Origin of the sequence: Streptomyces sp. NPDC005722, assembly GCF_040630935.1 — a bacterium.
GTDB lineage: Bacteria > Actinomycetota > Actinomycetes > Streptomycetales > Streptomycetaceae > Actinacidiphila.
The window spans coordinates 91,068-103,429 of sequence record NZ_JBEXYN010000012.1 but is presented as its reverse complement, the minus strand read 5'-3'; the positions used below and the strand labels follow the sequence as shown (position 1 = coordinate 103,429).

The window sequence follows — 12,362 nt, the reverse complement described above, 5'->3', positions numbered from 1 at the left end:
GAGTCCGCCTCCCGGCCCCGGTGACGTTGCGTCAGGCGATGCGTACCGTGGTCGGGATGCGGATCCTCCACCTGTCCGACATCCACATCGGCCCCGTCGAGGGGCCCAACTCGCGCGGGATCGACGCGCGGGAGTCCCTGCGCCGGATGCTCGCCGCCCTCGGCTCCGTCCCGGACGTCGGCGCCGTCGTCGTCAGCGGTGACGTCGCCGACGACGGCTCCGCGGAGGCGTACACCGCCGCCCGCGACATGGTGCGGGAGTTCGCCGCGGCCCGGCGGGCCCCCGTGGTGTTCTGCACCGGCAACCACGACGAGCGCGGCGCGTTCGCCAAGGTGCTGGGCAGCGGCCACCTGGGAGCCGACGGCGGCGACCTCGCGACCGCCGTCGTCGACTCCCCGGAGGGCGAGCGGGCGGCCGTCAGCGTGATCGGCGGCCACCGCTTCGTCACCCTCGACTCGCTCGTCCCCGGCAAGGTGTACGGCCGGGTCGGCCCGCGTCAGCTCGACTGGCTCCGCCAAGTGCTGGCCGAACCCGCCCCGCACGGAACGGTGGTGGTCCTCCACCACCCGCCCGTCACCCTCGACGTGGCGACCTAGAAGGCCCTCGGGCTGCAGGACGGGGCCGCACTGGCGGACGCGCTGCGCGGCACGGACGTGCGGCTCGTCCTGTGCGGCCACTTCCACCTGCAGCTCTTCGGCCACCTCGGCCCGGTCCCGGTGTGGGTGACCCCGGGGGTCCTCAGCCGCATCGACCTCACCGGCCCGCAAGGCACCGAGCGGGCGGTACGCGGCGCCTCGTCGACCCTCGTCGACCTCGGCGGCCCGTACGCCCCGCTCTTCCACGTGCTGCACGCGCGCGACCCGCGGGCGGGCGAGACGGTGTACGAGCTCGACCCCGACCAGCTCCGCTCGGTGGTGCAGCGGCTGGGCCCCGGCTCCTGATCAGGGGGTGACCAGGACCTTGCTGACCAGCGGCAGGTGGTCGGAGGCCGTGGGGTCGGCCTGCACCACGCGGGTCACCAGCGGCTTGACGTCGCGGGTGGTGTAGATGGCGTCGATGCGCTCGGTCGGGGCCTCGGCGGGGTACGTCGCACCGTCGCCGCGGCCGTGCGCGGAACGGGCCCACGCGTCGGTGTAGCGGGACTGCAGCGGCTGGGACTCGGGGGCGGCCGGCAGGGCGTTGAAGTCGCCGACGAGGACGGCCGGCTCCTTGTCGCCGATCAGGTCGACGATCTGCGGGGTCTGCTGGAGGCGGTCGGTCTGCGAGCCGGCCGCCAGGTGCGTGCAGTAGAACTGGACGGACTTGCCGCGCACGTTCAAGGTGGCGTGCAGCAGCCCGCGCTGCTCCTGGCCGGGCGACTTGTGGAGCCAGGTGTTCTCCGACGCGGTGATCGGGTAGCGGGAGAGGATCGCGGTGCCGTACTGGATCCGGTGGTCGCTGCCGGCCGGGGGCGCGTTGTCGATGTTGGCGCCGAAGACGACGTGGTAGCCGAGCAGTCCGGCGAGGTCGGCGGCCTGGTCGGCCCAGTCGCTGCGCGCGGAGTAGTGGTTGTCGACCTCCTGCAGGCCGACCACGTCGGCGCCGCTGCGGCGGACGACGTCCGCGATCCGCGGGACGTCGAGCACGTCGTCGGTGCCCTGGGCGTGGTGGATGTTGAACGTCATCACGTCCAGCACGCGGGCGCCGCGGCCCTCGGCGGCCGGGGTCCCGACCGTGGCGGAGGCGGTACCGGCGGTACCGGCGGTGAGCGCGACGACGACGGCGAGTGCGGACAGGGTCCGGCGCAGCATGACGGTCCTCCCGGGACGGCTACAGGAACGGTCACGATCGTGGTCGGGCCCGCTGGCGGACGCGTGACGGGCGGGTGAAGACCGCGGCCCCTCCCCGGTGCCGGACGTCACACGCCGTTCAACCCACCGACCGGCGGCCGTGGTCGGGCCCGCCGTCGGAGTGGCCGGCCGGAAGGCGTTTGACCCTCGACCTGGTGGAGGGGGCAGAGTCCCGGGTGTGGAGAACGACATGCGCAGCATCGGTGAGCTGGCCCGGGACAGTGGACTGGGAGTGAGCGCACTGCGGTTCTACGACACCGCAGGGGTGCTGGTCCCGACCCGGGTGGACCCGTCGAGCGGCTACCGCTGGTACGGCCCCGAACAACTCGAGGAGGCCAGGCTGCTGGCCCGGCTGCGCAGGACCGGCATGCCGCTCGCGGACGTCCGCCTGGTGCTGGCCGGCTGGTCCGGCGAGGACACCGGACTCGTCCGGAAGCTGCTCGAGGCGCAACTGCGCCGCCTGGAACGGGGGCTGTCCGACGCCCGCGCCGAGTTCTCCGCGATCCGGGCCCTACTCGACCGCAAGGAGAACCCCATGTCCACTCCCGTCGCCGAAGGCGCCGTCCGCCTGACCGTCCCCGCGTCCGCCCTGGCCGCCGCGCTGGACGCGGTCCGCTTCGCCGCCGGGACCGATCCCGAACTGCCCGTGCTGGGCGGTGTCCTGTTCGACGTCGAGGACGGGACGCTCCAGGTCGTCGCCACCGACCGGTACCGGATGGCGGTCGCGCGGACCGGCGTCACCGGTCACGGCGGTCCCCGCAGGCAGGTCCTCGTGCCGTCGCCGCTCGCCGACGCCATGCGGGCACTGCTGGCCGGCGGTGACGCGCCGGTGGAGTTCACGGTCGAGGGCGACCGCGTGACCCTGGCGGCCGGGGACCGTCAGGCGGCCGGTCGCTGCCTCGACCACGACTTCCCCGACTACCGCCGCATCGTGCGCCTGCCGGAGGGGCGCCGTGTCCCCGTCGAGGTCCCGGCGCTGCGTACCGTGCTGGAGACCGGTCCGGTCCGCGCCGGCGAAGTGCGGGAGCAGGACGGGAAGTCCCCGGAGATCAGCGTGCTCACGGTGGCGGCCGACGGCACGGTGGGCGTGTGCGGGGACGGCGACGAGGGCCCGGACGACGTCGCCGTCAACCGCGAGTACCTGCTCCAGGCCCTCGCCGCCGGGGCCCCGGACCGGCTGGTCCTGGAGTTCGGCGCCCCCACGGCCCCCCTGGCGATCCGCCGCCCGGACGACTCCGACGGCACGTTCTCGCTCCTGATGCCGGTGCGCCTGGACGCGTGACCCTGGCGGGCCCGTACCGGGCCTCCTGGTTGCCCCCGGCCGTGCCGGGGGCAACCAGGGCGCGAAGTGCGAGGGGACCCGTCCCTTACACGGACTGGTCAAGCAGCAGCCACGGCACACATTCTGGCCGTCCACCCGTTCGGGATCGGCAGAATTCCTCCAGAGCTGCGCGGACTTGCGCCACTGGGATCGCTGCTTCCCGTGGGTAATAACGTGGATCACCGGGGTCCGCGATCAACCCGGGTTCGAATGAGGGCGGGTTGGGGTTTCCTGACGTCCATACGAAACGGGTTACGTCGTCCTCAGGCGCCCCCTCAGGAACCCTACGGGTCCACCATTTCAGTGCACCGTAACCATGCTTGATGTTCACTGAGACATACAGAAAGTTGCCGGACCATCTCTCATCTGTCTCTTCGGGGTATCGTCCCTCGACGATGCTGATCACAGCCCTCTCGGGTATGACCTCGAAGCCGTCCGAGGTTACGCCTCCCTGCAGAAGATCGTTCATGACGTGGTCGATCAGGTCATCCACTTCCCGCTCGGTACGCGCATAGATTTCGCCCGCATTGAACTCACCAAGGACAATCACCCGTCCCCACCTCTTTTCACCACACCTTCCAGCGGTAATGGATCGAGCAATCCCGGAACGTGTACCCAGATCATCTGGTCCTCCCAGAGGATGGCAGGAACCGCCTGCTTGCAGCCCTTCGCGTTACGGTTTGCCACCTTTGGACACACATAGCCGGCATTGATGACGATGTGCAGCTCCACACCCTCCCCCATCTTGTTCCGCATCTTCCATTCGAGCTTCACCGGTGCCCCCACCGAGACTGGGACGGCGCCCTGCATTAGCGGCGGCACACATGCGAAGCCCTCTGCCCGGCCGCCTCCGGCGTCGGACAGGGGGCTTCGCGGTTTCGCAGCGCGGGTGACGCCTTTGCCGCAGACGCGAACATCCACCGGAACACGTCCCCTTGGCCCCGCGGGGCCGCTCACCCGATCCCCGCACATCCCCGCACCGTGTGCGCGTATGCGAAATCGCAACCGTCGATCCGGCCTCCTGTGCAACCCGGCGGTGCCGCGGCGTAGTAGTGAGAGGCGAGCGATCTGCGCCTCCGTCGGCCGAGGCCGTACGCACGAGGTTCGTCAACCAGCGAGGAGCGTCACGTTGTCCGGATTCAAAGGTGTCCCCATGGCTGCTGCACTGCTGGGCGGGGTCCTGTTGCTGACGGGGTGCACCGGTTCCTCCGGCTCCGACTCCGCTGCCCGTACGGCCACTTCGCCCGCGCCGAGCACGTCGGCCCCGGCGGAGGCGTCCGCGAGCACGTCGGCGAACGCATCCGCGAGTGCGTCGGCGAGCGGCTCCCCCTCAACGTCGCCCTCCCGTTCCGTCCCGTCGGCCACCCCGACGTCCTCGTCCCCTTCCACCGCCGGCGCGCGGAAGGCGCCCGCCTCCGTCCCCGGCTGCCGCAACCTGGCCGCCGGCGGGGAGGTCAAGGCCGCGGTGACGCGGGCGTACCAGCGGGGCTTCCCGCGCTTCGCGCACATCGAGCCGGAGCCGCAGCGGTTCTTCTACGGCCAGTGCGGCACCGTCCGCTACGCGGCCACGCAGTTCCAGCCCACCCGGGGCGCGACCGAGGGCGAGCTGGTGGGCCTGCAGGACGAGGGCAGCGCGATGAAGTACTTCCGCGCCGCCTCCGGGGGCGACTGGAGTTACGTCGCCACCGACGGCTTCCCCCCGAGCGAGGGCGGTTGCCGCGCCATCCCGCAGATCCCCCGCGCCTTGGCCACGGCCTGGCGGAACTGCGCCGTCGCGCACTGACGCGCGCCCACCGGGCGGGGCGGCCGCGAGGACACCGCCCCGCCCGCCCCCGGGCGGCCCGACAGGAACGTCACCGGTACGGCGCAACCCGCCGGCGCCTCCGGCAGGCGAGGTCACCGCAGGTCACGACCGGCTTCGCCCGTCGCACCCGGGCCGACGGCACGTCGTCCCGCCATCGCCCCGAATGCCACGAATGGGTAGATTTCCAAGGACCGCCCTGAGGCGTGGGCGGACAGGACTTCGGCCCGCTGGAGGCCGCCGAGGAACGGGGAACCGACGATGGCCACCGACTCACCCGTGCAGCTCGGCATGATCGGCCTCGGCCGCATGGGCGCCAACCTCGTGCGCCGGCTGATGCGCGACGGCCATCCCTGCGTCGTCCACGACCTCAACCGCGACGCCATGCTGGAGCTGGAGAAGGAGGGGGCCACGGCCGCAGCCTCCCTCGAGGACTTCGTGGCGAAGCTGGCACCCCCGCGGAACGTGTGGCTGATGGTCCCCGCGGGGGTCGTGCAGTCGACGCTCGACGAACTGACCGCCCTGCTGGAGGCCGACGACACCGTCATCGACGGCGGCAACTCCTACTACCGCGACGACATGGCCCGCGCCCGGCAGCTCGCCGGCCGGGGGATCCACTACGTCGACTGCGGGACGTCCGGCGGCGTCTGGGGGCTGGACCGCGGCTACTGCCTGATGATCGGCGGCGAGGACGAGCCGGTGGCGCGGCTGGACCCCGTCTTCCGCACCATCGCCCCCGGCCGCGGGAACGCCGAGCCCACGCCCGGCAGGACCCGGACCGACGGCACGGCGCCGGAGGGCTACCTGCACTGCGGTCCCAGCGGCGCCGGCCACTTCGTGAAGATGGTCCACAACGGGGTGGAGTACGGGATGATGGCCGCCATCGCCGAGGGCCTCAGCATCATCCGGCACGCGGACGCGGGGCTCGGCCGCAGGACGGTCGACGCCGAGACCGCGCCGCTGCGCGAACCCGAGGCGTACCAGTACGAGATCGACGTGGCCGAGGTCGCCGAGGTGTGGCGGCGCGGCTCCGTGATCGGCTCCTGGCTGGTCGACCTCGTCGCCGACGCGCTCGCCCGCTCACCGCAGTTGGACCAGTTCACCGGCCGGGTCTCGGACTCCGGGGAGGGCCGCTGGACGGTCCAGGCGGCGATCGACGAGAGCGTGCCCGCGCCCGTCATCAGCGCCTCGCTCGCCGAGCGGTACGCCTCACGCGGCCTCGGCGAGTTCGGCGACAAGGTGCTGTCCGCGATGCGTGGCGAGTTCGGCGGCCACGCCGAGAAGACCGGGTGAGGCCGCCATGTCCCACTCCCCCTCCTCCACCTCGCCCGCTCACGGCCCGGTCCCCGAGGACCACGTGGTCGTCCTGTTCGGCGCGACCGGCGACCTCGCCCGCCGCAAACTGCTGCCCGGGCTGTTCCACCTCGCCAAGGCGGGACTGCTGCCGGCCCGCTACCGGATCGTCGGCTCGGCACCGGCCCAGAGCACGCTGAGCGACGAGGAGTTCCGCAAGCACGCACGGGACGCGGTCGCCGAGTTCGGCCGGTCGAAGCCCCAGGGCCGGGCGTGGGAGGAGTTCGAGGCCGCGCTGTCGTTCGGCGCGTGCGACCCCGGCGCCGCCGGGCCGCTGATCGCTGCCGTGCAGGAGGCCGAGCAGGCCATCGGGGGCAGCCCGCGGCGCCTGTTCCACCTGGCGGTGCCACCGAGCGCCTTCACCTCCGTGGTGGAGACGCTCGGGGCGAGCGGCCTGGCCGAGAACGCCCGGGTGATCGTGGAGAAGCCCTTCGGCACCGACCTCGCCTCCGCCCGCGCGCTCAACGCGTCGATCCACGCCGTCTTCGACGAGTCCCGGGTCTTCCGCATCGACCACTTCCTCGGCAAGGAGTCGGTCGACAACATCCTCGCCCTCCGCTTCGCCAACGGCCTCTTCGAGCCGGTCTGGAACCGCGACCACATCAGCCACGTGCAGATCGACGTGCCGGAGAGCATCAGCATCGAGGGCCGCGCCCAGTTCTTCGAGGGCACCGGCACGTTCCGGGACATGATCGTCACGCACCTCTTCCAGCTGCTGGGATTCATCGCCATGGAACCGCCCACGGCGCTGCAGGCGCAGTCCCTGCGGGACGAGAAGGAGAAGGTCTTCGAGTCGCTGCAGCACGTGGACCCGGCCCATGTCGTCCGCGGGCAGTACGAGGGGTACCGGTCCGAGCCGGGCGTGGACCCGGGGTCGGACACCGAGACGTTCGTCGCCCTGCGCGTGGGCATCGACAACTGGCGCTGGGCGGGGGTGCCGTTCTACCTGCGCTCGGGCAAGTCGCTGGCCGAGGCGCGGCACGTCGTGACGCTCGGCTTCCGGGAGCCGGCCCTGCGCATGTTCCCGCTGGCCGCGCGCGGCCACGCCGGGGCCCGCAGCAACGCGCTGGTGATCGACTTCGACGACCCTGGCCGGATCACGGCCTCGTTCCTGGTGAAGGACCCGGGCCCGGCCATGCGTCTGAGCCGGGCGGAGATGGTCTTCAGCTACGCGGAGTCCTTCAACTCCCTGCACGCGCTGGAGGGCTACGAGCGCCTGCTGCTGGACGCGATGCTGGGCGACCAGTCGCTGTTCACGCGCTCGGACGGCATCGAGCGCCTGTGGGAGGCGTCGACGCCCCTGCTGGAGGACCCGCCGCCGGTCGAACCGTACGCGCCCGGGTCCTGGGGCCCGGACAGCGTCCGCCGGCTGATCGCGCCGTACCACTGGAGCCTGCCGCACCGGAAGTGAGCGCTCCGCGGGGGCCGGCCCCGGCGCATCGTCACAGCGGGCATAACGGGCGTGACACGAGGGGGTGCCGGCGGCGCGGGCCACCGGCACCTCCGTCAGTCCGCCAGGGGAGCGGTCAGGTTCCCGATCCGTGTGACCGCCCAGCGCACCATGATCCCCGTCACCATGGCGCTCGCCACGACAGCGGTGACGATCGAAGCGGCCGAGCCGGAATGCAGCGCGGTCAGGAACGGGACGACCAGTGTGACCACCGCCGCCAGCGTCCCGGCGCCGTACCAGCCCAGGAACAGCACCGGGCCCATGCTGCCTGTGGGCGACTGGGCCGACGACATCAGCAGATGGTGCTTGGTCGCACCCCGGCAGGCGTTGACCAGGGAAGCGCCCACCAGCGGCGGCACCAGGGCCGGCGCCAGCAACGCGCGGGCCCCCGCGCCCTCCCCGGCCAGCACCCCCGCCGCGACCAGCGCGCCCACCAGCCCCAGCACGACGGGCACCGCCGTGTGCCGCAGCATCAGGTCCCGGTACGGGTACGGCGCCCACGAAGCGCGCCTGGTGTCGTCGGTCTCCACCCGGGCCGACTCCATCAGCTGGGTCAGCGACCAGTAGCCGAAGACCAGTGACGCGAGCGCCGCGGCCACGCCCGTCCCGCCGTGCGCCGAGGCCGCCAGCACCGCGCCCAGCACCGCCAGGACCCCCAGCACCACGGCCCGGCCCAGCCGGCCCGGAGTCCGCAGCAGCGCGAGCGTGTCCCGCCACGGCACCGCCAGCTGCGCCCGGCGGGGCGCCGGCAGCCGCCAGCGTGCCGACCCGCTCGCGCCGGTGACCCCGGCGACCGCCTGCCGCGCCGTACGGAACTCCACCGTGCGCAGCGCGGCCATCACCCCGGTCGCGGTGCGCGAACGGCGTCGTACCGCGGACAGCGCCAGCGACCCGGCGGAGCGGTGTGCCGCGACCAGCGCGCCGGCCACCACCACCGCCAGCAGGCCGCCCGCGGCCCAGCCACCCGGCAGCGCGGCCGGCGTGGGGGCCAGCGCGGCCAGCCCGGCCCAGCCCCAGGGCCCGGACCACAGCTCCACCCGTTCCAGTCCCGGCAGCCGGTGACCATTGACCGCCAGCACGGTCTGCGCCGTCAGCGCCAGGACGGCCATGCCGACGTACGGAGTGGCCAGCCGGGCCCAGCGGGCCACCCGCTCGCTGCCCTCCACGGCGGTGGCCAGCGCGGTCGCAAGCAGGGGCAGGCCGACGCCGCCCAGCAGGCACCAGCCGAACGCGGCGGGCAGCCCCACCCCGACCGTCAGGCCCAGCGCGACCATGCCGATCACCGAGACCAGCAGCCCGGCCCCACCGGCGATCGCGGCCGCCCCCCAGAACCACGGCCGCAGCACGCGGGCGGCGTCCACCGGCTGGGCCAGCAGCCAGTCCACGGTCTCGCGCGGCGGCACGACCGGGCCGCGCCACTGGGCGTCCCAGGCGGCGATCAGCAGCCATCCGAGCCCCAGCGCGCAGGACCCGGCCGGCAGCGCGGCCAGGATCGCCGGTCCGTGGCCGGAGTAGTCGGCGCCCATCGACTTCTCGAGGAACAGCCCCAGGCTCGGCAGCCCTCCCCACACCGCGAGGAGCAGCGCGACGCAGTACACGACGTAGCCGATCTGTCCGGCCCTCTTGCGGCGGTGCGGGGTGCGCAGGTCACGGACCAGCCGCAGCGTCTCGCGCGTCCAGTCGTCGTCCTCGTGGGACCAGGCCGCCGCGTGCTCGCCGGCCCCCTCGGTCTCCTCCGCGAGGGTGGTCACCGGGCACCGCCCGGGCTCTCGGCCAGCCAGGTCAGCCCGTCGGCCCCGGTGGCGAGCACCTCGTCCGGGCGGCCGTCGGCCACCACCTTGCCGTCGCTGAGGACCAGCACCCGGTCGGCGACCTCCCGGGCCAGCTCCCCGTGGTGAGTGACCAGCAGCACACCGACGCCGTCCGCGGTCTCCTTCTTGATCAGGTCCGCCAGCCGCCGCCGCGCGCCCGGGTCGAGTCGCTGTTCCGGCTCGTCGAGCAGCAGCAGGTCGCGCGGCCGGACCATCGCGGAGGCCAGCAGGAGGGACTGGAGCTGCCCGGAGGACAGTGCCCCGGGCAGCGCGTCGGCGTGGTCGGTCAGCATCCGCTCGGCCAGGACGTGGCTGATCCAGTCGCCGGCGTCCTCCACCCCGTGGGCCACCGCCACCAGCTGCAGGTGCTCGCGCACGGTGAGGTCGGGGTAACAGGCCGCGGTGTCGCCGACCACGGCCACCCGGGCCCGGACCGCGGGGTCGTTCTCGTTCATCGGCTTGCCGTCGAACGTCACCGTGCCGGTGCTCGGCCGGTCCCGGCCGGCCGCTATGCGCAGCAGGGTCGACTTGCCCGAGCCGTTGTGGCCGAGGAGCGCCACGCACTTCCCGGACCGCAGTCGCAGGTTCATCGTGGCCAGCGCGGTGCGCTTGCCGTAGACCCGGCTGACGCCGCTGAGTTCGAGCAATGGTGGTGCACCCATGTCGCCGGGCCTCTCGTCTACCGCGAACGCTGTCCCCGCTTCGGCCTCGGGACGACGGGCCGGAGCGGCCCGGCCATTCTCCACGTTCGGCCTGAGAGGCGAACCACCGGCGCCGGGTGTCCTTGGTCCCATCCGCGTGCGGGGCGCCGGCGGGTCCGGCCCTGTGCATGATGCCGCCGGCAGCGGGTGGTGGCGCCGCAGGTGATTGGCGATGCACGTCCATGCGGTCCACGTGCCGTGTCTCGGGCCGGTGGGTGCCGGGCGTTCTCACGTCCGCCCCGGGGCACGTCATCCGACCACGGCGTCCTCGGTCTCCCAGCGCAGCAGGTCGCCCGGCTGGCACTCGAGCACCTCGCAGAGCGCGGCGAGCGTCGCGAAGCGCACCGCCTTGGCGCGGCCGTTCTTGAGTACGGCAAGGTTGGCGGGCGTGATCCCGACGCGGTCCGCAAGTTCGCCCACGGGCATCTTCCGCCTGGCCGGCATCACGTCGATGTCGACAGCGATCGGCATCAGATCACCTCGCCCAGCTCGGCCTGCATCTGCGCCGCTTCGACGTCGCGCGCGACGGCCTGGGCGAGCAGCATCCGCAGCACCAGGGCAGCCGCCACGATCGCGCCGATCACGGCGTCCACGTACCGGAAGGCGGCATGGGAGAACACGGTACCGCGTCGCACCATCGTCACCAGCCGCCATACGCAGACCAGGGCGACCTGGACCGTCACCATGCCCAGGATCGTGATCACGCGAAGCGAGGTCAGCGGCACCGACCCGCCCTCCGGGTCACCCTGGCGGGACGCCCTCGCCCCCCCCTCCTGCGGACTGACGATTACGCGAACCGTCTCCATCTTGACGAAGTTGCACAAATCGGACGCCACCCGACTGCACCGAAGCACTGCGCAGCCGTCACGTCCGTGCCCGGCCCGGCCGTATGCCGCACACGCCAAGAAGTAGGCGCCGTCGCCCGCCCCTGGCGAACCGCAGTCAGTGATGATGGGCGATTCCTCAACGCAGGCGATCCAGAATGTATTGCCGCAGGGAAGCGGTTGCCCTGCTCTCCGTGCGCGTGATCGACCACGCCAGAAGAATGGGACGGGACGCCGGCGGGCTACTGATCGGAATCTCGATCGAGCCGCTCGCGTCCGGCGCGGTGGCCAGGATGCAGACGCCGAATCCGGCCGCGGTCAGGCCGCGTAGGGTGGCGGTGTCGGTGCTCTCGAACACGATGTGCGGAGTGAACCCGGCAAGAGCGCAGAGCTGTTCGGTAGTGGCCCGCAAACCGTATCCGCGGGGCAGGGCAAGGAAGTTTTCCGAAGCGACGTCGGCAAGCGCCACCCGGCTGCGCGTGGCCAGAGGGTGCGCCGGGGGAACGACGAGCACAAGCTGCTCAGTGAGCAGCTTGGCGGCGGCGAACTCCGAGGAATCCGGTGCCGGCGAGGTCAGGCACAGATCGATATCGCCTTCGCGCAGTGCGTCGTGCAGAAACTCGGATCCTCCTTGATGCAGGGTGATCTTCACTTCAGGGTGGCTGCCGCGGTAAGCGCGCAAGATCTCAGGGACCAGACGAGATCCCAGACTGTTGAGGAATCCGAGAGCTACAGCACCTCCGTTGCCATCCAGGTTCTCGGAAAGATCCGCACTGGCCCGATCGAGACCCTCCGAGCATCGCAGCAGCGCTTGCTGGAGGGCTCGGCCGTGGCGGGTCAATCGGACATGCCGCCCGACGCGGGTGATCAGGGGGAGCCCGAGCCCGCGTTCCCATCGGACCAGCGCACGGCTGAGGCTGGACTGGGCAACCCCCAGCTCCGCTGCGGCATGTGTGAGGTTTTCGTGACGGGCGATCGCGAGGAATTGAACCAGCGGTGAGGCGAAGACGTCCGCCACATCGGGCTTCGCGGGACGGGGGTCGGTCACGAAGCCATTATGCGCGGGCGCATCGTCAGCCCGCAAAACCGCATTGGACGCATCGATGTGACGCTGTCAAGCTCGCAGTCGTGGTCACCCATGCGCAATGCGATCCCGAGTGTCCGGTGCGGACGGACGAACACAACTCGCGAACCCTGCCCGGCGGACGGCATCCCGCTGCCGCACAGGTGCGGGTCTCCTCGCGTCCGGTCGGCACCGATGCGGTGGCCCCC

General features: G+C 72.3%; 15 protein-coding genes. 6 read left to right on the top strand and 9 right to left on the bottom strand.

The window, feature by feature from the left end; all coding sequences use genetic code 11:
• The first annotated feature begins 56 nt into the window (after positions 1-56).
• Both ABZ479_RS16490 and ABZ479_RS16485 read left to right on the top strand, forming a co-directional pair.
• Complete coding sequence (locus ABZ479_RS16490; RefSeq protein WP_500462253.1) at positions 57-596, top strand: metallophosphoesterase family protein; 540 nt, start codon at positions 57-59, stop codon at positions 594-596.
• A 57-nt stretch (positions 597-653) separates the two neighbouring features.
• Positions 654-941, top strand: a complete 288-nt coding sequence (locus ABZ479_RS16485; RefSeq protein ID WP_500462252.1) for a hypothetical protein — start codon at positions 654-656, stop codon at positions 939-941.
• Here ABZ479_RS16485 and ABZ479_RS16480 read toward each other — a convergent pair whose 3' ends face one another.
• Positions 942-1,790, bottom strand: coding sequence for an endonuclease/exonuclease/phosphatase family protein (locus ABZ479_RS16480; RefSeq protein WP_500462251.1), 849 nt, complete (start codon positions 1,788-1,790; stop codon positions 942-944). It lies immediately after the preceding gene.
• Between the two features lie 229 nt (positions 1,791-2,019).
• On the opposite strand from ABZ479_RS16480, the gene ABZ479_RS16475 reads away from it, so the two are divergent.
• Entirely contained in the window at positions 2,020-3,111 is a 1,092-nt protein-coding gene (locus ABZ479_RS16475; protein ID WP_500462250.1) for a DNA polymerase III subunit beta family protein, read from the top strand.
• An 85-nt stretch (positions 3,112-3,196) separates the two neighbouring features.
• Here ABZ479_RS16475 and ABZ479_RS16470 read toward each other — a convergent pair whose 3' ends face one another.
• The 3 genes from ABZ479_RS16470 to ABZ479_RS16460 form a co-directional block, all read right to left on the bottom strand.
• Positions 3,197-3,700 (bottom strand): Imm1 family immunity protein, encoded by a 504-nt coding sequence (locus ABZ479_RS16470; protein WP_500462249.1) that lies wholly within the window; start codon positions 3,698-3,700, stop codon positions 3,197-3,199.
• The gene (locus ABZ479_RS16465; RefSeq protein WP_500462248.1) at positions 3,697-3,924 is read right to left on the bottom strand and encodes a hypothetical protein; all 228 of its coding nucleotides are present in this window, start codon (positions 3,922-3,924) and stop codon (positions 3,697-3,699) included. Before ABZ479_RS16465 ends, ABZ479_RS16470 begins: the two co-directional genes overlap by 4 nt.
• Before the next feature lie 333 nt (positions 3,925-4,257).
• Entirely contained in the window at positions 4,258-4,515 is a 258-nt protein-coding gene (locus ABZ479_RS16460; protein ID WP_500462247.1) for a hypothetical protein, read from the bottom strand.
• Between the two features lie 100 nt (positions 4,516-4,615).
• Here ABZ479_RS16460 and ABZ479_RS16455 point away from each other — a divergent pair, with 100 nt between their 5' ends.
• From ABZ479_RS16455 to zwf, 3 genes are all read left to right on the top strand, one after another.
• Entirely contained in the window at positions 4,616-4,933 is a 318-nt protein-coding gene (locus ABZ479_RS16455) for a hypothetical protein (protein WP_500462246.1), read from the top strand.
• Between the two features lie 279 nt (positions 4,934-5,212).
• Positions 5,213-6,244 (top strand): phosphogluconate dehydrogenase (NAD(+)-dependent, decarboxylating), encoded by a 1,032-nt coding sequence (gene gnd, locus ABZ479_RS16450; RefSeq protein WP_500462245.1) that lies wholly within the window; start codon positions 5,213-5,215, stop codon positions 6,242-6,244.
• Positions 6,245-6,251: 7 nt separating this feature from the next.
• The gene (zwf, locus tag ABZ479_RS16445) at positions 6,252-7,715 is read left to right on the top strand and encodes a glucose-6-phosphate dehydrogenase (protein ID WP_500462244.1); all 1,464 of its coding nucleotides are present in this window, start codon (positions 6,252-6,254) and stop codon (positions 7,713-7,715) included.
• 95 nt (positions 7,716-7,810) lie between these two features.
• Here zwf and ABZ479_RS16440 read toward each other — a convergent pair whose 3' ends face one another.
• The 5 genes from ABZ479_RS16440 to ABZ479_RS16420 all read right to left on the bottom strand — a co-directional run bounded on the left by ABZ479_RS16440 (position 7,811) and on the right by ABZ479_RS16420 (position 12,138).
• Complete coding sequence (locus ABZ479_RS16440; protein ID WP_500462243.1) at positions 7,811-9,505, bottom strand: hypothetical protein; 1,695 nt, start codon at positions 9,503-9,505, stop codon at positions 7,811-7,813.
• Positions 9,502-10,227, bottom strand: coding sequence for an ABC transporter ATP-binding protein (locus ABZ479_RS16435; protein ID WP_500462242.1), 726 nt, complete (start codon positions 10,225-10,227; stop codon positions 9,502-9,504). The genes ABZ479_RS16440 and ABZ479_RS16435 overlap by 4 nt, the downstream gene beginning before the upstream one ends.
• 288 nt (positions 10,228-10,515) lie before the next feature.
• The gene (locus ABZ479_RS16430) at positions 10,516-10,737 is read right to left on the bottom strand and encodes a helix-turn-helix domain-containing protein (RefSeq protein WP_500462241.1); all 222 of its coding nucleotides are present in this window, start codon (positions 10,735-10,737) and stop codon (positions 10,516-10,518) included.
• On the bottom strand, positions 10,737-11,072 hold the full coding sequence (locus ABZ479_RS16425) for a DUF2975 domain-containing protein (protein ID WP_500462348.1): 336 nt from the start codon (positions 11,070-11,072) through the stop codon (positions 10,737-10,739). Before ABZ479_RS16425 ends, ABZ479_RS16430 begins: the two co-directional genes overlap by 1 nt.
• A 157-nt stretch (positions 11,073-11,229) precedes the next feature.
• Positions 11,230-12,138, bottom strand: coding sequence for a LysR family transcriptional regulator (locus ABZ479_RS16420; RefSeq protein WP_500462240.1), 909 nt, complete (start codon positions 12,136-12,138; stop codon positions 11,230-11,232).
• Positions 12,139-12,362 lie beyond the last annotated feature (224 nt).